Raw genomic sequence first — 23,558 nt, 5'->3', positions numbered from 1 at the left:
ACGCCCTCACTCCGTCACACCCCGGCGCGAGTCTCATCCTGATTGACGCTGAATCTCACCTAGATTGCCGTTATGCAGCCTGGGCGCAAACAGCCAACCGATATCTGGCACTGGCTGGCCGTGACATCCGCCTTGACGGTCGTTCTCGTGCCGAACAGGGGCTTGAGGGGATTGCCCAGAGGCATCTGGGGCCCGGGAAGTCGGCGATGATGCGGAAGGGCGTCGAGATGTATTTTGCACCCGCCGACCTGGCACGCCGGCGCAAAATGACCGCCCGGCTGCTTGCCGATCCGGGGCCTCTCCTCAGGCAGCTTGGCAATGAGCGCTCCACCTTTGACGAGAAGGATATCGCAAGGGTCATCCACCGCTATGTCGATGATCCGGTAGACTTTGCCAATATCCGTGCACGACTGATGGCCTCTCCCGATCTGGTGCTGCTCAAGCCGCAGCAGGCCGGCCCGCTGACTGATCCGATGACTGGTCGTGTGAATGGCCGGGTGGCTGGCGAGGCAACGGAACCGGCCGTCTTCACCACCCGTCAGATCCTGCGCACCGAACATGACATGATGCGTTCAGCCGATACCCTATCGGGGAGGAGGGGATTCGGGATTTCGGACGCAGGACGCGCGGGCGCAGTGCGTTGCGTCGAAGGGGACAATCCGCTGAAGCCGTTCAGGCTGGATCTTGAGCAGATTGAAGCCATTCGGCATGTGACGGGCGACAGTGGTATTGCTGCTGTCGTCGGTCTTGCCGGTACGGGCAAGTCGACATTGCTTGCAGCTGCAAGCCTTGCCTGGGAGAGCGGGCATCACCGTGTCCTGGGTGCGGCCCTTTCCAGCAAGGCTGCCGAGGGGCTGGAGGAGAGTTCCGGTATCAGATCGCGAACGCTTGCTGCGTGGGAGCACGCCTGGAATAACGGGCGCGACCGGCTGATGCGCGGTGACGTCCTCGTCATTGACGAGGCAGGCATGGTCTCCTCGTTGCAAATGGCACATATGCTGGATGCCGCAGAAAAGGCTGGCGCAAAGGTTGTTCTGGTCGGTGATGCCATGCAGCTTCAGCCGATCGGGGCCGGTGCGGCTTTCCGGGCAATAGCGGAACGGATCGGTTCAGCCGAACTTGCCGGTGTGCGTCGGCAACAGGACCAATGGGCACGCGATGCCTCAAGTCGCCTCGCTCGCGGCGACACCGCGGGCGGACTGGAGATCTACGCCAGACGCGGGCATATGGTCGAGGCGGAAACCCGGGATGAACTGGTCAGCCGTCTGGTCAGTGACTGGGCCGATGCGCGGCGGAAAATGATCATGCCATCACAGCCGGGACGGGGCGTGCGGCCAGGGACGGGGATCGCAGCGCTAAACGGTGGCGGCCGGCTACGGGGTGATGCGTTGCTGGTGCTGGCGCACACCAACAGGGATGTCCACAGGCTGAATGAGGCCTTGCGCAAGGTGATGCGGGAGGAGGGAGCGCTCGGTGCCGCGCGCAGCTTCCGGACAGAGCGGGGCATGCGGGAGTTTGCTGCTGGCGATCGGATCATCTTTCTTGAGAACGCCCGTTTCCTTGAACCGCGTGCAGGGGGAAACAATCCGCAATACGTCAGGAACGGCATGTTCGGCACGGTGGTCTCCACCGGCAACGCATTCCGCGCGCCGCTGCTTTCTGTCCGGCTCGACAGCGGCAGCGAGATTGTTCTGAGCGAGGACAGCTATCGCAACATCGATCACGGCTATGCGGTGACAATCCACAAGTCGCAGGGCGCGACTGTCGACCGGACCTTTGTGCTTGCCAGCGGCATGATGGACAGGCACCTGACCTATGTGTCCATGACCCGTCATCGTCACAGGGCTGATCTTTATGCTGCACGCGAGGACTTCAGGCCCGGGCCCGGACGGGAGGATAGGGCCCCTGTTGACCACGCGAAGGGGATCACCGGCGAACTGGTCGAAACCGGGGTGACAAAATTCCGGCCCGGGGATGAGGATACGAATGATACGCCCTATGCTGATCTGCAGGTTGAGGGCGGGAAGGTCCATCGCCTCCGCGGTGCCGGTCTGCCGGCAGCCCTGTCTGCGGCGGGAGCTTCAAAAGGGGATACGGTCACGCTTCGCAAGGATGGCGTCGAGACCGTGAAGGTAAAAATTGCAGTTCCTGATGCGCAAGGCGGTGAAAGGCACTTTGAGGAGCGCACGGTCGAACGCAATGTCTGGACGGCCAGGCTGCATGAAACCATAGATGTCCGCCACAAAAGGGTTGCAAGCGAAAGCCACACGCCGGAATTGTTCCGGCAGCTGGCCAAACGCCTCGGGCGTTCGGGCGCCAAAACCACGACGCTGGATTTTGCTGGCGAGGCTGGCTACCAGGCACATGTGCGGGACTTTGCCCGCAGGCGTGGCATCGACGCACTTGCCGAAGTGATGGCCGAAACAGGGGCGAGGGCGAGACGCCAGCTGGCGTGGCTGGCACAAAAGCGCTGGCAGGTGGCAATGCTGTGGGAGCGGGCAGGTGCGGCGCTCGGTTTGGCAATCGATCAGGAACGCAAGGTTTCTTATCATGAAAGGCAATCCGGAAGATTCCCCATGCAGAATCCGGCAGCCCGGATGTCCCTGGCTCGAAATACCCAGAGTTCGCCCCGGACCCGGCCGACTGGCAATATCGGGCAGGACCGGGAAGTCCGCTCCATACCGCCGCTGCTTGCTGCTGTGACAGGGTTCACGACCCCGGTGGAGATTGAGGCACGCGAAAGAGCTTCAAAAGCCGCTCACCATGTTCACAACTGTTCGCTGCTTGCTGAGACAGCAATGCGGATTTGGCGTGAACCTGCCAATGCTGTTGAAACGATCGAGGCACTGATCCGGAAAGGCATTGCCGGTGACCGGATTGCGGCAGCCATTGCCAATGATCCTACGGCCTATGGTGCCTTGCGCGGTTCCGGTCGGCTGAGGGACAGGCTTCTGGCCGTTGGCCGCGAGCGAAAGGCAGCACTGGAAGCCGTGCCGGATGTGCAGGCAAGTGTCCGCTCGCTGGGATCGGGCTGGGCCTCAGCCCTGAAGACTGCAACAACAGCAATTGCCGCAGAGCGTCAGCAGATGGCAACCGCCATTCCCGGATTGTCAGAAGAAGCCGGCCAGGAACTCCGTCGCATCACGACTGCGATGCAAAAGAAGAACGCGCGGCTTGATGCCCTCGCCGGTTCGCTCGAACCGCATATTCGTCGGGAGTTTATCAGCATCAGCCGCGCCCTTGATCTCAGATTCGGGCGCAACGCAATCATGCGCGGCGACAGTGAAAACATCAGTCGTGTGCCTCCGGCACAACGTTCCGTCTTCGAGGGGCTTCAGGATAAGTTGAAGGTTGTTCAGGAAATAGTTCGCCACCAAGAAAGCCATCGTGTCATGACTGAGCGCAGGCAACGCAGGATCAATCAGGAGCAGGGCTTATCGCGTTAAGTCGAAAGCGAGACCCGACATTCGAAGATTTTCTGTTAAAACGGTTGGGAAGTCTTCCAAGTTTGTCGACAGTTGCAAGATCTCTGGACGAGACATTATAAATTCCAGAAAGCGAGAGACCAGCTTTGTCAGTCGTTCTTCATTTGATTTAAAACCTAAGTTGGTCTCATTTTATCCAGATGTTGAGAACACAGTTGCTCTATTTGGGCGATGAACAGGTTTGTCTGCTTCAGGAGCCAGCGAAGCGCCTCCTCGCTGATGTCAAAATGCGGCGAATAGCGCGCCTTCACATAAGCTTCGTTGACGATATTGAACCAGGCTTTGTAACGCTGTTGGTCCTGGGGCCAGGCTTTGGCAAGTTCGTTCTGCTGCCCTTCGGATAGTCGACGTAGAAATTTCAGATTGTGCGAGGCAGGTGAGTAATTCGTGGTGACCAGCAGAAAAGTTGAATAGGCTTGCTCGATCGCTTGGTGTAGCAAAAACGCACCTTCTTTGAACCTGCCTTTGCCAAGATAGAACTCTGCGCCTTCCGTAAAACTCTGTGCATGCGGTAGTCGATCATCGAAGTACTCCTTCGCAACCCGATAGGCATCATCGGGATTGGGAGTTTCCGGTTGCGCGAGCGGTTCGGGCTCGAGTTCGTAAAGTACAATGCCTTCCCGACGGATGTCCGTAAAGAAATATCGCCCTTCCTTAATTCGTGTGTTTACCTCTCGGAGCGAGTGCACGATGAAATTCACAGGTGTTTGCACATCGCGAAGCCGCATCAACCGGTCCTCCGCTTTATGCCAATATGTTTCGAAATCGGCCAATTTTCGGTTGTTGACGATAATCAAAAGATCGAAATCTGAACGGTAGCCTTTGCCAGTGTGCGGTTCGTCAACCTGTGTGCCGCGTGCATATGATCCGAACAGAATAATTTTCAGAATCCGTCCGCGTTTTTTAAACTCAGCTGAACCTTCTTTGAGTGCGTCATCGAACTCCTCAAAAAGAATCTCTACAATACGCCGCAACTCGTGCTGCTTGACGTGGGGCAGGTGATCGATACGGTCTTTCATCAGCACGGGGGTGCACCTGTCAGTTTGAAACTCGGACGAACGATTTTGCGTGTCGGTACAGGATGCAAAATTCAATGAGGGGGATCAACTAAACGATTGCAAAGTTTTGACCAAGATCCCTTCATAAACTATCTGGTCAACGCTCATCAGTTTCTAGCTACTGATGTGAATAGGCGCTCATTTTAAACTCCATTAAAAAATTAATTTTCTTCAGGACTAGTGAGTTGAGAACCTTTGCCGCCGAGAAAATAAGTTGGATTCACGATGGATGGCTCTCGCAGGTGCCGTTTTCTGCTGCCTGCAAGCGTTTCGGATCACCCGGTGAACGGGCTAAAATCTCCTTTCAATCTTCATTGCACGCCGCTCTATGACAATCTGAAGGCCGGAAAAAATCTCTGGTTGCTTTCGACCGGCACCGGTCTCGCGCCATTCCTGTCGAGAGTTTTAGCTTTCATTTGCATTGCCTTGCTCCCAGTGCACGTGATCAGGAATGCCAATTCGATGTGGTCCTCTGCTGGCTAAGTGCGCCTCTAATCGATTCTATTGTCGCGGCTCATCTTTTTTGGTTGGCAGCAGCCTTACGGATCGCATAAGCAACGGGAAGCAGGATCTGGGAGTGCTTGCAATTGTTGCAAGCCTTTTATGAGCCGATCCTGCATCAAGGAGGCCATGATGGCGAAGTGGGTGTACACGTTCGGCGACGGCAAGGCAGAAGGTGCGGCAAGCGACCGTAATCTTCTCGGCGGCAAGGGGGCGAACCTGGCTGAAATGAGCAGCCTTGGTCTCCCGGTGCCTCCAGGCTTTACGATTATGACCGAAGTCTGCACCTATTATTATGATCATGAGCGTAACTATCCGACCGAACTGAACGATCAGGTTCAGGCGGCCCTGGCCCACATCGCGAAAGTGACGGGGCGCAATTTCGGCGACGCCGAAAAGCCGCTTCTGGTGTCGGTGCGTTCCGGCGCTCGTGCTTCCATGCCGGGCATGATGGATACGGTGCTCAATCTCGGCCTCAATGACGAGACTGTGCAGGCCATTGCCCGTGAGGCGGGCGATGAGCGGTTTGCCTATGACAGCTACCGCCGCTTCATCCAGATGTATTCGGATGTCGTGCTGGGTGTCGATCATGGTTTCTTCGAGGAAATTCTCGAAGACAAGAAGGCGGATCTTGGGGTTGAGGTCGATACGGCGCTGACGGCAGAAGACTGGAAGCACGTCATCGGATCCTACAAGGCCAAGGTCGAGGAAGAACTCGGCCAGCCTTTCCCGCAGGACCCGCGTGAACAGTTATGGGGCGCTATCGGCGCCGTCTTCTCAAGCTGGATGAATGCGCGCGCCATCACCTATCGGCGGCTGCATAATATCCCGGCGGCCTGGGGCACCGCGGTCAATGTGCAGGCCATGGTGTTCGGCAATATGGGTGAAACCTCTGCGACTGGCGTTGCCTTCACACGCAATCCTTCGACAGGCGAGAAGAAGCTTTACGGCGAGTTTCTCGTCAATGCGCAGGGTGAAGACGTCGTTGCCGGTATCCGCACGCCGCAGAACATCACCGAAGAAGCGCGTATTGCGGCCGGTTCCGACAAGCCGTCGCTTGAAAAGGTAATGCCGGAAGCCTTCGCCGAATTCCTCAAGGTCGCTGATCGGCTGGAACAGCATTATCGCGACATGCAGGACCTCGAATTCACCATTGAACGTGGCAAGCTGTGGATGCTTCAAACCCGATCGGGTAAACGCACCGCAAAGGCCGCGCTGAAAATGGCCGTCGAAATGGCCGGCGAAGGGCTGATTACGGAAGAAGAAGCGGTTCTGCGCGTCGATCCGGCAGCACTCGACCAGCTTCTGCACCCGACCATTGACCCGCGCGCTGAGCGTCAGGTTATCGGTCAGGGGCTCCCTGCATCGCCGGGCGCTGCAACGGGCGAAATCGTCTTCTCGTCGGAAGATGCCGAACAGGCAAAGTCGGAAGGCCGCAAGGTCATTCTCGTGCGCATCGAGACCAGCCCGGAAGATATTCACGGCATGCATGCGGCAGAAGGTATTCTGACGACACGTGGCGGCATGACCAGTCATGCGGCCGTTGTCGCACGCGGCATGGGCAAGCCGTGCGTTTCCGGCGCGGGATCGCTTCGCGTCGATTATCGCAATGGCATCATGCTTGCAGCAGGGCAGACCTTCAAGAAGGGCGATGTCGTCACCGTCGATGGTGGCACAGGGCAGGTCCTGAAAGGCGCTGTCGCCATGCTTCAGCCCGAGCTTTCCGGCGATTTCGGCAAGCTGATGGAATGGGCTGACCGCACCCGTCGAATGAAGGTTCGCGCCAATGCTGAAACTCCGGCAGATGCCCGCACGGCGCGTTCGTTCGGTGCGGAAGGCATCGGTCTTTGCCGTACCGAACACATGTTCTTCGACGGAAGCCGCATTGTCGCCATGCGCGAGATGATCCTTTCCGAAAATGAAGAAGGCCGCCGCACGGCTCTGGCAAAGCTTCTGCCGATGCAGCGTTCGGATTTCGTCGAGCTTTTCGAGATCATGAAGGGACTTCCCGTCACGATCCGCCTGCTCGACCCGCCATTGCACGAGTTCCTGCCACATACGGACGAGGAAGTCGCAGAGGTTGCCCGATCGATGGGTGTCGATGCGGCAAAGCTGCGCGAGCGCGCTGATTCCTTGCATGAATTCAACCCGATGCTGGGCCATCGCGGCTGCCGTCTGGCTGTATCCTATCCGGAAATTGCGGAAATGCAGGCGCGGGCGATTTTTGAAGCTGCTGTCGAGGCAGGCAGGAAAACCGGTGAACATGTGGTGCCGGAAGTGATGGTGCCGCTGGTCGGACTGAAAGCCGAACTGGATTTCGTCAAGGCACGCATCGATGCCGTTGCCAAGGAAGTCATGGCCGAAGCAGGCGTCAAGATCGACTATATGGTCGGCACGATGATCGAACTGCCGCGCGCGGCCTTGCGCGCAGCAGAAATCGCCGAAACGGCTGAGTTCTTCTCGTTTGGCACCAATGATTTGACGCAAACGACATTCGGCATTTCACGCGACGATGCGTCGTCGTTCCTGACCTCCTACCAGCAGCGTGGCGTGATCGAACAGGACCCGTTCGTGTCGCTTGATCTCGAAGGCGTTGGTGAACTGGTGGAAATCGCCGCCGAACGCGGACGAAAGACCCGCGAGAAACTGAAGCTCGGCATTTGCGGCGAGCATGGTGGTGATCCGGCGTCGATCGCATTCTGCGAAAAGACAGGTCTCGACTATGTTTCCTGTTCGCCGTTCCGCGTGCCGATTGCCCGTCTTGCTGCGGCACAGTCGGCTATACGCAAGGTTTGACAGCACACCACAATTTGGCTTAGCTACCGGAGTAGTCCCCGGTAGTTAAGCCATTTTTAGAAGATATTGTCATGCTTCGTTGTATTGCTGCGGCAGGAGCCGTCATTCTCGTCACGACCAGCATTGCCAGTGCCTATGATATCTCGCCGCAGGAGCGTGCGGAGAACAAGCCCAGCCACGACACGATCAAAATCGTTGAGCCACAATTGCATATTGCACGTGGTGGCGCCGCATCGCCCCAGGTGGCGCTGACGCTCGATGCCTGCATGGGCAAGACCGATCACCGCATTCTCGACACGCTGGTGCAGAACCGTATTCCAGCGACGATCTTCGTGACAGGACGATGGATAAAACAGAATCCCGCAGCCATGGCGGTTCTAAAAGCCAATGCCGATCTGTTCGATATCGAGAACCATGGCGCAATGCATATTCCGGCCATCACGAACGAGCCGAAAATGTATGGTATCAAGACGGCAGGGTCACTTGAGGCGGTGCATCTGGAAATCGATGGCGGCGCGACGGCGATCACTGATGCCGGAGTGTCGAAGCCCGTTTGGTATCGTGATGCGACGGCCCGTTATTCGACCGATGCGATCAAGCTTGCGACAAGCATGGGCTACAAGATCGGCGGTTATTCGCTGAATGGTGATCAGGGGGCCTCGTTGCTGGCGCCGACGGTCGAGCGCCGCATCGCCGCCGCGCGTGATGGCGATGTCATCATTTCGCATATCAACCAGCCAACGCGCTCAGCGGGCGAAGGGGTGGCCAAAGGCGTTCTGGCCTTGAAAGCAAAGGGAATGAAATTCGTACGTCTCAAGGATGTCGAGACGACGATGACGCTCAACCCGGTCGCTCCACACAATCTTCATGCGGGGGTTCCAAAGCCAGCAGCGCCGAAATAATCCCGTTCAGGCGCCGTTGACTTTTTCCTTCGGGGAAAGACTTTTCATGACCGCGGCATAGTTGCGGCCAAGGCTTTCAAAAACGGCATTTTCGCCCGTTGGTGGTTCAACGGACAGAGTCGTGCCGTCGTTGCGCAGTGTGACGAATATGACCTGATCCTCCGGTTGTCCGGCGATGGCGATTGCACCGATGCGTTGTGCTTCGCTGGTGTCGAGAGCAGGCATATTGAACAGAACTTCGCCGCCCACACGTTCAGCGGCCTTGGCAAGCGCGGAATCAAAACCTTCGATGAGTACGTCGATGGCTCCGAGCGCGAACTCCAGTTCGACGGCCTCAAGCGTCATCGTATCGTCTGCGGTTGTGCCGTCCGGTGACTGGTTGCCATTTTGAAGGGCGTGATCCATTCCGTCCTCTCCGACGATTGCAATATAAGCCCCCACACACGCAATCATGCCTTCTGTTAGCGGTTGCTGCAATGTCTTTTTATTTGATTTACCTAGCTTTTTCTCACTTATTCTTAAAGCTGGTGATCTTTGCAGGCTAAGAACGCATCTCGAAAAGTGTGAAACGATTTTCGGATCAGATGCGTGTTGAACAAGCAATTGGAGCGCTGATCTGACGTAATCAGACCGTATTGCGCTCCGGAGGGTGCTGCCCCTAATGCGATTTGCCTGATCTATCAAGCACGCTAAGCGTGCATTCGCTATTGCTTTTGTAGATCGCTAAACATTCCTCCCAGCTGGTTTTGATCGCGGTCAATGCCATTTCCTCACGAATCTTCGACGTTCTCCTCATCACAAGGGAATTGGTGTCGGAGGGCACATGAAACTGATCTGGAAAGCGGCGGTCGGCGGCGCGGGTGCGCTAGCCGCAGCCTGGCTCTTTGCGCTTTCAACACCCCATTGGCTGACGGCGAAACACGAAGCCACCGTCGATGTCACCGACAAGGTTTTGATCGAGAAAGGCGAGTATGTCGCCCATGCGGGCGACTGCGCTGCGTGCCATACGGCTCCGGGAGGCAAGGCGTTTGCGGGTGGGCTTGGCATGCAGACGCCGCTTGGCACGATTTATTCCACGAACATCACGCCAGACGGAAAAACCGGCATCGGTGGCTACAGCTATACCGAGTTCGAGCGCGCGGTGCGGCAGGGTGTACGCCGGGATGACGTTCATCTTTATCCGGCAATGCCGTTTGTCTCCTATACGGTCGTGAATGACGAGGACATGAAAGCGCTCTATGCGTTCTTCATGTCGAAGGTGGAGCCGGTAGAGCAGGAAAACCAGCCCAGCACCTTGCCGTGGCCAACCAACATGCGGTGGCCGCTCGCCTACTGGCAGCTTTTCTTTGGAAACTCGCGTCCGTTCGAAATTGCAGCCGATACCGATCCGGTGATCGCCCGCGGCGCTTATCTGGTCGAGGGGCTCGGTCATTGCGGCGCGTGTCATACGCCTCGTGGTCTCGCCTATGAAGAAAAAGCGGTGAAGAACGATCCGAAGGGCAAGTTCCTGTCCGGTTCGGTTCTGGAAGGCTGGTATGCGAAGAACCTGCGCGATCAGGATACAGGGCTTTCGACCTGGGCCGAAGATGAGATCGTCACCTTCCTCAAGACCGGGCGCACTGATCGCACAGCGGCGTTCGGTTCGATGGCCGATGTCGTGCAGCATTCAACCCAATATCTTGAGGTTGATGATTTGCGTGCAATTGCCCGTTATCTCAAGTCGCTGCCGCCGAGCGAAGGTCGTGAGCGTGAATGGCAGCCGATGGAAGATGTGACGACGGCGGCGCTTAAGGCGGGAGATTTCAGTGCACCGGGCGCACTGTCCTATGTCGAGCAATGTTCGGTCTGCCACCGTATGGACGGCAAGGGTGCACCGCGCATCTATCCGACACTCGCCGGGAATTCAATTGTCTTTGCCGATGATCCAAGCTCGCTCATTCAGGTCACTCTGACCGGGGGCAGGACGCCTGACACGCCTGCGGACAGGATGGCTTTCACCATGCCGGGTTTCGCCAATCTTCCGAACTGGCAGGTCGCCGAAATCCTCAACTTCATTCGCAATGGTTGGGGCAACCACGGCGCTGCCATAACGGAGCAGGATATCTCGCGCATGCGCCGTGAAATCGCTCACAAGCCCGTCCATTACGTTCCGGAGAACAAGCAATGAAAACCAGTACGATTGTCGTTCTTGGTGCCGGTTTTGCCGTGGCAGTAACGGGCGGCGCGTTCCTCTTCAATCACCTGCGGCCCTCGCTGGATGCTCCAGCTCCGATGGCCTATGCGGTTCTGGATAAGGAAAAAAATCAGGTCGGAACCTATGTCATCCCGCCGGACCGGGACATTCTCAAGCAGCCGAACGCACCCGAGATCATGCACGGCAAGCGGCTGCTCAACGAAACGGCGCGGCTTTTGCCCGACAATGTCGGCAACGGCCTGAACTGCAATTCCTGCCACATGGGGCAGGGCAAGATGGATAACGTTGCCTCCTATATCAATACCAGCAATTTCTATCCCGCCGTCATGCCCCGCGCAGGCAAGGAAGTCGATCTGGTGATGCGCATCAATGGCTGCTTCCAGCGATCGATGAACGGCAAGCCGCTGCCGCCTGATGGAGCCGACATGAGGGCCATGATCGCCTATTTGGACTGGCTAGGACAGGACGTGAAGAAGGGTACGAAAGTGGCGATCCGCAATGCCGGTCCCATCGACGAAAGCCTTGCTCCCGATCCGGAAAATGGCGCCAGAATCTACGCCGCACAATGTTCGACCTGTCATGGTGCGGGCGGTGAGGGCATGAAGGATCAGGCCGGTGACTATATCTTCCCGCCGCTTTGGGGCGATGAAAGCTTCAATATCGGCGCCGGGATGGCACGGACCTACAAGGCGGCACAATTCGTCAAATATGCGATGCCGCCCGCACAGAACTACAATCTGCCCATCGGGCAGGGCGGTGTTCTGACCGATCAGGAAGCCATTGATGTGTCGGAATATTTCACTCACATGCCGCGCCCCGATTTCGCAGGCAAGGTGAAGGACTGGCCGAACATGAAAAAGCCGAAAGATGCGCGTTATTAGAGCATTTCCAGCAAAAGTGCGAAGCGGTTTTGCGTAGGACCGTGCGACGAAACAAATATTGGGAGCGGTTCCAGCAACCCCGTTTTGACCGAAACCGCTCTAAATGATAATGCCAAGAAAAGTGCCCCACCATGTTCAAGCCAGGCGGGGCATTTGAATTGCTACGTCGAAGTTTTGCCGAGCGAAAATCTCTCTGCTATTCATACTGCGTGAAAACAGAGAGACAGAGCGGCTCCAATGATTCAGTATAAGCTGGAAATGCTCTCGGAGACTGCATGAGAAAACTTCGCTACCAGCGGCGTCAGTCGCGCTCTGCGGTTTGGGCGCTTCGGTTTGGTGTTTTTGCGCTTGTGCTGCTTGCGATGGCGTTTCTTCTGCATCGCTTCTGGACACTGGAGACACCTGACTTGATGCTACTCGCCGGATTGAGCACCGGTCTCGCCGCTCTGGCCCTTCTCTGCTCGGCCAAAGGTTTTCGCAATCTCTGGATCAATGGCGACAAGGGCGGCGCGCGCTCCTTCTGGGGCGGTATATTCGCTTTTGCGGTGTTGCTTCCAGTCGGGCTGGTAACGTCACTGTGGTATCTCTCTCCGCCGCTTTACGACATCTCCACCGATTTCGAGACGCCGCCGCAATTCCCGTCCAACATGCCGCCACGCCTTCAATGGATGAACCCGCTGACAGTGGCCGTGAGTGGCGATGCGCTGACCCAGTTGACCGCCTATCCTGATGTGGTTGGACGCCGCTATGAAGCCGCACCCGACCGCGTTGCGCAAGGGGTCGAGACGGTTCTCAGGACTTTCGGATGGCAGGAGATGGCGCGTAATGCTTCTTCGCCGGAACAGAACACCACGCGATTTGCAGTGACGGCGCACAGTTTCATTCTGGGCCTGAAAAGCGATATCGTTATCCGGCTGCTTGACGAAGGCGAAACCACCTATGTCGATGTGCGTTCACTGTCACGCTATGGCAAACGCGATATGGGGCAGAATGCCGGTTTCATAACCGATTTTCTGGGAGCGCTGGAAGGCGAGGTCAACAAGGCTCCCGCTGACGTGGAATAATCAGCCAGGAAGATAGATACTGTCGAGCGATGGATGGCCATCGGTCGTGACCTCGCCACGTCCAACCAGATCTTCTAGATGCGCCAGCACGGACAGCGCAGCCGCACCATGCAATCGCGGATCGGTGTCGCGATAGATCACTTTCACCATGTCGCCGATTGTCCGGTCCCCCTGAAGAACACGCTCTAGAATGGCACGTTCGCGCATCTTGCGATGGGCACGCAGGCCGCGAACGAAGGTGGCAGGCTTGGTCACAGCGCCGCCATGCCCCGGCAGATAGACCTTGTCATCGCGTGCCAGCAGCTTTTCCAGCGAGACCATATAGTCATTCATCGAGCCGTCAGGCGGTGCGACGATGGATGTCGCCCATGCCATGACATGGTCTGCGGAAAAAAGAACGCCCGTTCCCTTCAAGCCGAACGCCATGTGGTTGGCGGCATGTCCGGGTGTGTGAATCCCTTCCAAAGCCCAGCCATCGCCTTCGATCATGCTTCCATCGGCCAGCGCTATATCCGGAACGAACTCCGTATCGGCGCTTGCCTCGAGCAGGTTTGTTTCGCCCGCATAATACGGGCGGGCAGGGCGATGCGGTCCCTCGGCAACGGTGCGGGCGCTAAGTTTTACCTTCAGGCGCTGCGCCAAAGGTGAATGGTCGCGGTGGGTATGGCTGACGAAGATATGGCTGACCGGGCGACCGGCTACGGCTGCGATCAAGGCATTATAATGCGCTTCATCTTCCGGGCCGGGATCGATGATCGCCAGCGTATCCCTGCCGATAATATAGCTGTTGGTGCCGTAAAAGGTGAAAGCGCTCGGATTGTTGACGGTGAGGCGCAAAATGCCTTTACTCAGTTCAACCGGTTTCCCATATTGGGGCGTGAAACTGCTGTCGAAAACAAGCGCCATTGAAGCGGCTTCCATTCTTCTTTGGTTTGATTGATGAAACGGCATAGGCCTTATATAGTCGGGTTGCAAACGTGAACAGTCACGCGCGCTGACAATCGCGTCAGCGGGCAGATTCCGGAGAATTTCGCATTCCGGTGTCTGTCAGCGCGTTAAAAGTGGAGTTGGATATGCCTCATAGAGCAAAGTCTCGCGTCGCCACGGCCTCTCTCGCCGCAGAATATCTGCCCACCAGACAACTGGCTCGTGCTTTCTGGTTTGTCGGGCTTGCGCTGATCGGAACGGCTGTTCTTACCATTTCCGCCAAGATCAAAGTCGATCTGGTCTATGTCAACGTGACCATGCAGACTTTCGCTCTCTTTGCAATTTCAGCTCTGTACGGTTCGCGGCTCGCCGTGGCGACAGTTGCTCTTTATCTGCTTGAAGGCACGCTTGGTATGCCAGTCTTCACCGGGACGCCGGAGAAGGGCATCGGCCTTGCCTATATGGTTGGCCCGACGGGCGGATATCTGCTCTCCTATCTTGCTGCGGCCTGGATCGTCGGGCGCGCTGCCGACAAGGGACTGGCACGCAACCCACTCGCTCTCGGCGGTGCAATGTTGCTTGCAGAAGCTGTTATTTTGCTAATGGGGGCAGGCTGGATGGCTTACCTCTTCGGTCTGGAAAAAGCCATTGCCTTCGGCTTCGGCGCCTTTATCGTCGGCGATCTCGTGAAGCTCGCACTCGCTGCATGTGGCGTGCCTGCAGTGATGTCGCTCCTGAAGCGTTGAATTTTTATCAGTTTTACATGTTGAAAGCCGGGTCTTTGGCCCGGCTTTTTCTTGTTTCGGTTGAAACTGCTTCGCAATTGACAGAAGTCACATCACCAAGCTTTGTCACTATAAGAAATCTGCTTTTACGGGGAGGATGATTTGCACGTCGAAACTCTGGTGATTGAACCGCTGACAAAAGAAGCTTTTGCGCCGTTTGGCGATGTCATCGAGACTAAAGGGGCCGAGCTTCGCCTGATCAACAATGGCACGACCGAGCGATACCACGATCTAGCGCGCGTCGAAGCCGCTGGCACCGAAGCAAGGGTTCTCATCAATATTTTCCGGGGGCAGTCGTTCGAAGCGCCAATCGACATTGTCATGATGGAACGTCATCCATTCGGTTCACAGGCATTTGTTCCGTTGAACGGCAGGCCCTTCCTCGTGGTGGTCGCCGAGGATGACGGTGGCAAACCTGCAGGTCTGCGTGTTTTCCTTGCGCGCGGTGATCAGGGCGTCAATTATCTGCGCAATGTGTGGCACCACCCGCTCTTGGCGCTTGAGCAGAAGTCTGATTTTCTGATTGTCGACCGGGCAGGCAAGGAAGACAATCTGGAGGAGTTTTTCTTCTCCGACACCACATACCGCATTGAAACAACAAAACCTGCCTGAGCTTTATCGAGGGATATTATGGGTAAACTTTCCACGCATGTTCTCGACACTGCCCATGGCAGCCCTGCGGCGGCGATGCGTGTCGAACTTTATCGTATTGGCGTAAACGGCGCTCCCGAACTGATCAAGCGCACGGTGACCAATCTTGACGGACGTACGGATGCTCCATTGCTTTCCGGCGATGAATTGCGCACTGGCATTTACGAGTTACAGTTCCATGTTGCCGAATATTTTGAGGGGCGCGGTGCGGAACAAGCCAATCCGCCGTTTCTCGATCTTATTCCGATCCGCTTCGCAATCGCCGATGTCGACGGAAACTACCACGTGCCTTTGCTTGTCAGCCCGTGGTCCTATTCAACGTATCGTGGAAGCTGATCCGGACTTATCCCCTTTTCGGGCAGACGAACTAGACTCCTCGCATTACCCAATGCGAGGAGTTGTTCATGGACCAAACCCCAAATCTGCAAATGCCCTATATTCTGCCCAGTCAGGCGCAGAAACATGTCACTCATAATGAGGCATTGCGGCTGCTAGATGCCGTCGTGCATCTGAGCGTCAAGTCGCGGAATCGAGCCGAAGCGCCGGAAACACCTGTCAGTGGAGATCGCTATCTCGTGGCTGCGGCTGCTGCCGGGGCATGGGCAGGAAAAGGCGGCGCAATAGCATCTTTCATTGATGGCGGATGCCAGCCTGTTCAACAATGCCGGTGCAGGCCATCAGGGGAAGGTGAACAAGCAGGCGGTTAGTGATACCGCAAGCCTTCTGTATCAGACCAACTGGACCGGCTTTGCCGAGATGGGGTTGAATGGCAGCAATGATTTCAGCGTGAAGGTAAGCAGCGATACCGGGCAATGGCGTGAGGCGATAAAGATCGATCACGCGACCGGCAATGTTGCAGTAGGCTCAATCTGGCCACAGACCCGGCTTCATGTCGATGGCCCCATCCGCCCGGCATCTTATGCCGTCGCGGAGTTACGCTCTGCCGGAAGTCACGGTGCGGGCGCAATGATATTCGTGACCAACGCTCCATCCGGTGCTGAAATGGCCTATTCTGACGGCGCGACCTGGCGCAGTATTCGCAGCGGCACTGTCATTGCTTAAAGCATGTCTTCCGAACGTGGGAACCGATTTTGGGATAAAGATATGCGTAAAACAGAGAGATAGAGTGCGGCGGATTGGCCCACACTGTTACCAGGATACAGTTTACGGGCCGTAATTTAGCCAAAAGATGCTTGTTAAGCCTCTGAAACGGCAATTGATATAGTTCTGCCGGAAGACTCATGTTAACGGTGCCGAGAAATTAAAATGCTTCGCCGCTGCGGCGTGCAGCAAGCGGCGAAGGGATTGACTAAGCTTTAGTCCCCATTAGTAGTAAGACTAGCCTTATGGCGCTGGAATCGTTCCGGTATTTCTCTCCGTGGGAGAGCGGGATAACACGCGTATGAGTTTGAAATATCCATGGCAGAGACTGGCGCTTTTGCCCCGCGCCAGCAAACAGATCATTCTGATGCTGAGCGACTGTGTTCTGCTGTTGCTGAGTGCCTATCTGGCGTTTGTCATTCGTCTTGGCTTCGTTTTTGTACCGAACGAAGGGCAGACATTCCTGATTTTCATCGCGCCCGTTCTGGCAATTCCGGTTTTCGTTCGGTTTGGACTTTACCGCGCTATTATCCGTTATCTGGCTGAACGGGCGATCTGGCCGATTTTCCAGGCTACCGCCATTGCCGCGCTTTTCTGGGTTGCGCTCGTCTTCCTAATGGAACTTTACGGTAGTACCGGTCTGCCGCGTTCGGTTCCATTGCTCTACTGGCTTTTGAGCACGGTGTTCATATCGGCCAGCCGTTTCGGTGCGAAATGGCTTTTGCGCAGTTACGAGTCGGATAAACGTTATACGAGTTCAGCACTGATCATCGGCGTGGGCGAACCAGCTCGACAGCTCGCAACGGCGCTCCGCAGCCACAGCGACACATTGGTGGTCGGCTTTGTCGATCCGGATGGCCAGCTCAGCGGCATGGATATTATCGGACTGCGTGTCTACGGGGTGGAAGACATTCCTGCCTTGATTGAAAATTACGGTATCAAGCAGGTAGTTGTATCTGAACCCGCGCTGGAACAGAAACAGCGTCAGGATTTCGCGCGGCTCCTCGGGCGCCTTCCTGTCAGTACACGTATTCTTCCGCCGATCGCTGATTTGACGGCCGGGAAATATCTGGTCAGTTCGCTGCGCAATGTGGAGATCGACGATCTGCTCGGGCGTTCGCCCGTGCCGCCGGATGCAGCTTTGTTGCGAGAAGTAGTCGAGGGCCGACGTATCATGGTGACGGGAGCTGGCGGCTCCATCGGCAGCCAGCTCTGCCGCACCATTGCGCAATGGAACCCGGCCTGTATTGTCCTGTTCGAGTCGAGTGAATTCGCGCTTTACAACATCGACCGGCAGTTGAGGCAGATAGCCAGTTGCGAGATCGTGCCGATCCTGGGGACAGTCAGCAACCGGGACTGCGTCGAGAATGCCATTCGCGACCACAATGTCGATACGGTCTATCATTGTGCGGCTTACAAACATGTGCCGCTGGTCGAGAAAAACCCGTTGGTCGGTATTTTCAACAATGTGTTCGGCACGCTGGAAGTGGCTCAGGCCGCTCTCAACACCGATGTCGAGCGCATGGTGCTCATCTCGTCCGACAAGGCGGTGCGACCAACGAATGTGATGGGTGCAACCAAGCGCTGGGCCGAGTTGGTCGTCTATTATTGCGGTATGCTGGCTGAACAATCCGGAAAGAAGAAGGCATTCTATTCTGTCCGTTTCGGCAATGTGCTGGGATCGAACGGTTCGGTCGTTCCGCTCTTCCGCGAACAGATCGCCAATGGTGGTCCGATTACGCTGACGCATGAGGACATGACCCGCTACTTCATGTCGATCAAGGAAGCCGCCGAGCTTATTGTACAGTCTGGCGGCATTGCCGCGTCCGGCGATACGGTTCTTCTGGAGATGGGCGAGCCGGTGAAGATCCGCGACCTGGCAGAGAACATGATCCTACTGGCAGGGCTGACCGTTCGAAACGACGAAAACCCGCACGGCGATATTGCCATTGAGACGACGGGGATTCGCGAAGGCGAGAAGATGTATGAAGAACTCTTCTACGACCCTGCGCAGGCAAAGCCGACGCGCCACCCCAAGATAATGCGCGCTCCTCGGGGCAAGAAGGCTGAGGTTGATGTTCCGGCCAGCCTCACTGCACTTCGTATTGCGATGGAAAGTGGTGATCTTGATGCGGTTCGCAAGGTTCTGTTCGACGTTATAACTTCCTGAAGCGCCCGCGAAAATCCAGCAGCATAACCAGTGTTGCGACAATTGCCACGAGCAGGAAAGCGACCTGGGTGATTGTGTGGTCCAGAGCAAGCAGCGCAACGGCGCAGGCAACAAGAATCACATTCAAAAGCGCTACATGGCCAATCACTTTGAGCACGCTCCAGCCGGAGCGTTTCGCTGCCTGATAGGCATGTTTGGAATGTGCTTTCAGAATATTCTCACCCTGACTTAACCGCATCACGATGGTCGTGCCTGCATCCAGAATATAATAAAGCGGCAGGATCAGTGCGACGGCGATATGCGTTTCGCGCGCGAGCAGGATCAGCGCTGTGCCGGTGATTAAGCCGAGCGGCAAACTTCCTGAATCACCCAGAAAAATAGTTGCGGGCGGACGGTTGAAGAGGGCGAACCCCAGAACTCCGCCCGCCGCGATGATGCCGATGCCGCCACTTTCCAGTCCGGCCAGACCGAGAGCGGCCAGAATCCCGGTGCCAGCCAGCGGAATCCCTATACCAGCTGCGGTCATGAGATCGAGACCGTCCATGAAGTTGGTCACATTGATTGACACCACCAGTGCAAAGACGACAAGAATCACCTCAAGCCAGTGGGGCAGGAGGTCCGGCAATACCCGGAAATCCGATCCCAAACCGTAGACAACCAGTCCGGCAGCGATGAACTGTGATCCCAGTCTGATGATTTCTGAAAGCTCATAACGGTCATCCAGTCCACCGACGATCCAAAGCAACAGCGACGCCCCGGATAGACAAAGCGCCAGATGGGCATTGATTTCTAGGTCCGGTGCAAAGACGAGCAGTGTCGTGATGATAGCGGGAACAAGCGCCAGCCCGCCGATCTGCCGCGCTACCGTCGTATGATTGGAACGAGAACTCATACGAGCCGCGAGAAAGCGCTCGGGCAAGAGCCGGTTGAGTAGATAGAGACCGATGCCGCACAAGGCAGCGCTGACGAGAGACGAAATCAACAAAAACAGCATAGCGAACACCGAAAATACACCCGTCCGTAGGGAGTAGCAGCTTTGAAGTCAGACGCAAATCGACGGTTTTGTTTTAGAGAACAAGTAGCGACGATAGGCGGTTGAAAACGTTGTTCACAGGGCCTGTAAGCTTATGCGGTATTTCGTGATTAGGCGATTGCGCTCGGGTTTCGAAGCGGCTATAAGGCCGCGCAACAGATTGCTTTGGTTTGATTTGTTGGGGCGTAGCCAAGCGGTAAGGCAGCGGTTTTTGGTACCGCCATTCCCTGGTTCGAATCCAGGCGCCCCAGCCATGAATCACGAGCAAAATCATAAGCTTATTGATTTTACTTAATGTTTCCCGGCTGGGAATCCTCAAGCTTCTTTTCATTTCGCCGACTGTGCACTTAACTGTGACACAGAGCTATGACACATGCCGATTCGCCTTGGTCGGTTTGTCTCATCAGCTCCAAACGGCGAGCTTATTATGGCAGTCAGACATCAGGTTCAGAATCTTCAGCGGCGCGGAAATATTTTTTATTGGCGTCCCCGTCTTCCGATGCATCTGGGACGCGCAATTAGTTCGCGTCATCTTGCTTTCAGTCTCAAACAATCTGATCATCGGCAAGCAGGCCGCATGGCCCGCAAGCTCAATCTTCTGCTTTATGAAATTGCAGAAAACCCGCGAAGTGTATTGATGTCGAAAGAAGCCCTTGAAGGATTATTCCAGTCCGAAATCGCGCGGATGAATGATCATATGGAGAACCTGCAATTTGCAGGCCAGCGCACGCCGACAGGGTTCCATCAGATCGATAATCTGACTGCCGATCTGGAAGTCGGGTGGGCTTATAGGCTTCTGGAAAAATTTGGCACCCGTCGTGTCCTGTTTGAAGAGGAAAGCTGCCAGGGTTGGCGCTTTCTGGAGCAGTCGAAGGTACCGCAGAGCCTCCATCACGGCATCGCGATATCTTATCGTGCTGAACGCCAGGATGCAGAATCTTCGCGTTTTGTCGACGAAATGCGTGCTCTCATGCAAGAGCATGGTCTGTCTTATTCGATCCTTAATTTCGAGAAGGCCAAGGCTGAATATTTCAAAGCGCGTGCAGACGTTCTGCTCGATACCGACGATCGCTATCTCATCGATTATCCTGACGAGCAGGCTGAACCAGACCCTGCCCGGCCAGCACCAATTGTTTCGGTTGTAAACGTGGAACCTGTGCCGGATATCATTCCACAGCCACAGCCACAGCCACAGCCACAGCCACAGCCACAGCCACAGCCACAGCCACAGCCACAGCCACAGCCACAGCCAGTTGTGGAAAATCCTGTTCCTGTATCAGCATCTGACATGCTGGGGCTTACTGGGCAGGATCTGCCAGTGAAGCAATTCATGAAGCAGTGCAACCTTCTGATTGCCAACAACCGTGAGAACTGGAACGAAGGCACGGCAAAGGACGTCAAGACAGTTGTTCGCATTTTTTGTGGTATTCTGGGCGAGCACGATGTTCTCACGAGCAGTGCCATTAATCAGACCCACTTGGCGGCGTTGCGCCAGCATTTCAATAACATCCTTGCCAGATGGGGAAGCAGTTCGCGTTATGTGGCAATGACGACCGTGCAATTACGTGAGGCGACAGAACGGGAAGTAATCCGCGCACAAAAACTTAATTTGCCAGCACCCAAGGTCGGCTTGTCGAGTGGAACAATCAGACGCCACCTCGGCAATCTCGAACAGTTCCTGAACCATCTTGTCGCGTCAGGTTTCATGTTACGGGCGTTCACGTTCAAAGGGATCAAGCCGAAGAAACGCAGCCTCGCATCCGTTCGGGCGCTGACTGCTAAACCCGGCCCTGAGCAGGTTGAACCGATCTTCCAGATTCCGGTATTCACCGGTTGTGCCGGGCCCATCTCGCAGGAAATGCGGGAGTTCGGGCAGGCCGTATATCATTCGTCCCTTTATTATGTGCCAATGCTTTACGCATATCTGGGCGCAAGACGCGCCGAATTTACGGGCCTCATGGTCGATGAGGTGGTTTACGCAAAGGATGAAGGTATCTGGTCCATCAAAATTCAGGAAAATGAGCTCCGAGGACTGAAGAACCTCCAATCAGTCCGCGATCTCCCCGTACCAGATGAGCTTATCCGACTGGGTTTTATCGACTACGCAAAGCGTTTGAAGGAACTCGGACACAGATGTTTATTTCCGGAATTGGTCGCTCCAAGACGCAAAAATGATACCGGGGATCGTTTCTACAAGAGCTTTGTCCCTTTGCTGAAAGCGGAAACGGGGCTTGGGGATCAGCTTTGGGGTAGCGCAATCCATGCGTTGCGGCACGGTTTCAGCAACACGCTGAAACAGAAGGGGATAGAAATGTCGATCATGGAAGACATTACCGGGCATCTGGGCCGAACGGAGGGAGAGACACGTTATACGAATATTGCCAGCTTGCAGGTGATGAAAAAAGCAATCTCCGTGTATCCGGTCATTACGGGCCATCTGCAACCGCAGCCCTTACGCTTGCTGCCGTACGTCGAGGCTAAAGAACCTGCGCCTTGGTTTAAAAAAGAAAAAGAGAAGCCGAGACGGCGGCGCAATCCGTAATCAAGAGAACAGCGCGCCGCCGTTAGGTGTCGCGCTGTACTACTATTATTATTATCAACGTGGGAGATATCCATCGAACGGAGCGGAAAGCACAGCAAACCCGTGTTTCGGAAGTAGGTCGGAGGAAATATATCGTATAATGCAAATGGCGTTTGCATCGGTGAACCCAGTACGTGATATGGATTGCAATAATTTCCCGGTACTTCATTTGAAGTTGCGGGTAACGTATCACAACGTGTCGGCATGTCATTTCGATTTGCCAGCAATGCACTTCAAATCGCGCTAATTTGCAGTAATCCGATTCAAAACTTGGGAAGAGCGTTGCAGAGTTCCGGACAAACGTTGCTGAGCCCGAGATTTCCGATTCAGGCACAAACGCCGTTTGTGGGCAGGGCGGGGCTCGAGAAAAACACTTTGCGCCGACAGATCTTGAGCTCAGAATTTAATTGTTAGCGGGCAACTGGGAGGGGGAATGGTATCGAACAAGCAGCAGGCAGAACGCTTGCGCAAGCAGCGGGAGCGGCAGAAAGAATATCGGGATCGTCTGAGAGCAGAGCGCAAACCGACACGAGACGACGTTGCTCGGGTGTTCTTGCATTTCATGATTGCCAAAGCGGTGAAGTCTGGCAATCAAGACGGGATGGAGAAGCTAATTGATATGCTGCTTGACGGTCTGGCAGATCAGGGCTTCGATAAAGATGCTTCATTGGACGTCATTGATGATCTGATCGACAAATACACCAAAAGGGGCTGGGATTTCCGACGCAAAGTGCATCTGATGCCTCACGGAGATGCCGACGACCCCGAACAATGAAAATAGCTCCCAGAACCGTGGCTACTTGATTTCAACGGCCTCGTTTTACAAACGGCGTTTGCTCCTCTTGTCTGTTCTCCCCCCATTACTTCATAAAACGCCGTTTGCAGATGAATCGGAAATATCGAGCTAGAAATGACAGGCAGGTAGGCCGCACAATGTGCAGGCACGTCATTTCGATTTGTCGGCAATGTGTTTCAAATCGAAATAATTTGCAGTAATCCGATTCAAAATTCGAGAAGAGCGTTACCCGAGGCAATTTTTCCGATTCAGCGGCAAACGCCGTTTGCGGGTGGCTCGTAGGAAAACGCTTTGCGCTGAGTTGTAGGCACGAGGCCAATGTTTGCGAGGTTGTCAGCGGACTGGCTTACGCTCTCGACACAGGCTGTTAATGGCGAGCCATACCGAAGGCGTCCCGCCCAGGCGCGCACTTTTCAGCTGTTTCGACCTCTGGAACTGGGATGGTAGGCTTGCTTACATTCTCGAGAACCTCACTCGCAATGCGCTTGCTTTTCTCATATTGGTGTCGATCCGCTTCATGCGGCTAAAGAGTTGTTCAGAATGGACAATTTTCCGAACAGACACTGAAATCGCAATACGTCCGCCGAAGGAGCCTGTGTTATTGGCGTGTGCGGCAACTTGATTTGGCTTGAC

Annotated in this window: 16 protein-coding genes, 1 tRNA gene and 3 pseudogenes; 16 read left to right on the top strand and 4 right to left on the bottom strand. The window is 55.6% G+C overall.

Translation table 11 applies throughout. The features are described 5' to 3' along the window. A partial coding sequence (traA, locus tag FG152_RS24940) for a Ti-type conjugative transfer relaxase TraA (protein WP_498989084.1) occupies positions 1-3,446 on the top strand: 3,446 nt, incomplete at its 5' end. A gap of 155 nt (positions 3,447-3,601) precedes the next feature. Here the strand turns inward: traA and FG152_RS24935 are convergent. Next, the gene (locus tag FG152_RS24935; RefSeq protein WP_498989087.1) at positions 3,602-4,504 is read right to left on the bottom strand and encodes a nucleotidyltransferase and HEPN domain-containing protein; all 903 of its coding nucleotides are present in this window, start codon (positions 4,502-4,504) and stop codon (positions 3,602-3,604) included. 357 nt (positions 4,505-4,861) lie between these two features. Here FG152_RS24935 and FG152_RS24930 point away from each other — a divergent pair. The 3 genes and pseudogenes from FG152_RS24930 to FG152_RS24920 form a co-directional block, all read left to right on the top strand. Next, a pseudogene (locus FG152_RS24930) lies at positions 4,862-4,942 on the top strand (ferredoxin--NADP reductase); the annotation flags it as partial. 234 nt (positions 4,943-5,176) lie between these two features. Further along, a complete protein-coding gene (ppdK, locus tag FG152_RS24925; RefSeq protein ID WP_498989082.1) occupies positions 5,177-7,840 on the top strand; it encodes a pyruvate, phosphate dikinase in 2,664 nt (887 codons plus the stop codon). Between the two features lie 71 nt (positions 7,841-7,911). Continuing rightward, a complete protein-coding gene (locus tag FG152_RS24920) occupies positions 7,912-8,742 on the top strand; it encodes a polysaccharide deacetylase family protein (RefSeq protein WP_498989079.1) in 831 nt (276 codons plus the stop codon). A gap of 6 nt (positions 8,743-8,748) precedes the next feature. Here FG152_RS24920 and FG152_RS24915 read toward each other — a convergent pair whose 3' ends face one another. After that, on the bottom strand, positions 8,749-9,147 hold the full coding sequence (locus tag FG152_RS24915; protein ID WP_010658441.1) for a hypothetical protein: 399 nt from the start codon (positions 9,145-9,147) through the stop codon (positions 8,749-8,751). Positions 9,148-9,565: 418 nt separating this feature from the next. On the opposite strand from FG152_RS24915, the gene FG152_RS24910 reads away from it, so the two are divergent. The 3 genes from FG152_RS24910 to FG152_RS24900 all read left to right on the top strand — a co-directional run bounded on the left by FG152_RS24910 (position 9,566) and on the right by FG152_RS24900 (position 12,881). After that, positions 9,566-10,909, top strand: a complete 1,344-nt coding sequence (locus tag FG152_RS24910) for a c-type cytochrome (RefSeq protein WP_010658442.1) — start codon at positions 9,566-9,568, stop codon at positions 10,907-10,909. Continuing rightward, positions 10,906-11,817 (top strand): c-type cytochrome, encoded by a 912-nt coding sequence (locus FG152_RS24905; RefSeq protein ID WP_036578016.1) that lies wholly within the window; start codon positions 10,906-10,908, stop codon positions 11,815-11,817. Before FG152_RS24910 ends, FG152_RS24905 begins: the two co-directional genes overlap by 4 nt. 275 nt (positions 11,818-12,092) lie before the next feature. Beyond that, positions 12,093-12,881, top strand: a complete 789-nt coding sequence (locus tag FG152_RS24900) for a DUF1499 domain-containing protein (protein WP_264812636.1) — start codon at positions 12,093-12,095, stop codon at positions 12,879-12,881. Here FG152_RS24900 and FG152_RS24895 read toward each other — a convergent pair whose 3' ends face one another. Further along, positions 12,882-13,787, bottom strand: coding sequence for an MBL fold metallo-hydrolase (locus FG152_RS24895; protein WP_264812638.1), 906 nt, complete (start codon positions 13,785-13,787; stop codon positions 12,882-12,884). Positions 13,788-13,954: 167 nt separating this feature from the next. On the opposite strand from FG152_RS24895, the gene FG152_RS24890 reads away from it, so the two are divergent. From FG152_RS24890 to FG152_RS24870, 5 genes and pseudogenes are all read left to right on the top strand, one after another. Continuing rightward, on the top strand, positions 13,955-14,554 hold the full coding sequence (locus FG152_RS24890; protein ID WP_264812639.1) for a biotin transporter BioY: 600 nt from the start codon (positions 13,955-13,957) through the stop codon (positions 14,552-14,554). Positions 14,555-14,695: 141 nt separating this feature from the next. Then, positions 14,696-15,205: an ureidoglycolate lyase gene (locus FG152_RS24885; protein WP_264812640.1), complete on the top strand. Its 510-nt coding sequence runs from the start codon at positions 14,696-14,698 to the stop codon at positions 15,203-15,205. A gap of 18 nt (positions 15,206-15,223) precedes the next feature. After that, positions 15,224-15,580, top strand: coding sequence for a hydroxyisourate hydrolase (gene uraH, locus FG152_RS24880; protein WP_264812641.1), 357 nt, complete (start codon positions 15,224-15,226; stop codon positions 15,578-15,580). Positions 15,581-15,648: 68 nt separating this feature from the next. Beyond that, positions 15,649-16,306: pseudogene (locus FG152_RS24875) on the top strand (DUF2793 domain-containing protein). Between the two features lie 340 nt (positions 16,307-16,646). Further along, positions 16,647-18,515, top strand: coding sequence for a polysaccharide biosynthesis protein (locus FG152_RS24870; RefSeq protein WP_264812642.1), 1,869 nt, complete (start codon positions 16,647-16,649; stop codon positions 18,513-18,515). Here the strand turns inward: FG152_RS24870 and FG152_RS24865 are convergent. Further along, on the bottom strand, positions 18,502-19,509 hold the full coding sequence (locus FG152_RS24865; RefSeq protein WP_264812643.1) for an MraY family glycosyltransferase: 1,008 nt from the start codon (positions 19,507-19,509) through the stop codon (positions 18,502-18,504). The genes FG152_RS24870 and FG152_RS24865 overlap by 14 nt on opposite strands. 218 nt (positions 19,510-19,727) lie before the next feature. Here FG152_RS24865 and FG152_RS24860 point away from each other — a divergent pair. From FG152_RS24860 to FG152_RS24845, 4 genes and pseudogenes are all read left to right on the top strand, one after another. Continuing rightward, positions 19,728-19,802 (top strand) — tRNA-Gln (locus FG152_RS24860). 119 nt (positions 19,803-19,921) lie between these two features. Continuing rightward, positions 19,922-22,090: a DUF6538 domain-containing protein gene (locus FG152_RS24855; RefSeq protein WP_498989069.1), complete on the top strand. Its 2,169-nt coding sequence runs from the start codon at positions 19,922-19,924 to the stop codon at positions 22,088-22,090. 472 nt (positions 22,091-22,562) lie between these two features. After that, on the top strand, positions 22,563-22,904 hold the full coding sequence (locus FG152_RS24850) for a hypothetical protein (RefSeq protein WP_498989066.1): 342 nt from the start codon (positions 22,563-22,565) through the stop codon (positions 22,902-22,904). A 466-nt stretch (positions 22,905-23,370) separates the two neighbouring features. Beyond that, positions 23,371-23,466: pseudogene (locus tag FG152_RS24845) on the top strand (IS5/IS1182 family transposase); the annotation flags it as partial. Positions 23,467-23,558 lie beyond the last annotated feature (92 nt).

The sequence above is a fragment of the Ochrobactrum sp. XJ1 genome, from assembly GCF_024701725.1.
GTDB lineage: Bacteria > Pseudomonadota > Alphaproteobacteria > Rhizobiales > Rhizobiaceae > Brucella > Brucella anthropi.
This window is presented reverse-complemented; position numbering and strand designations above follow the sequence as displayed.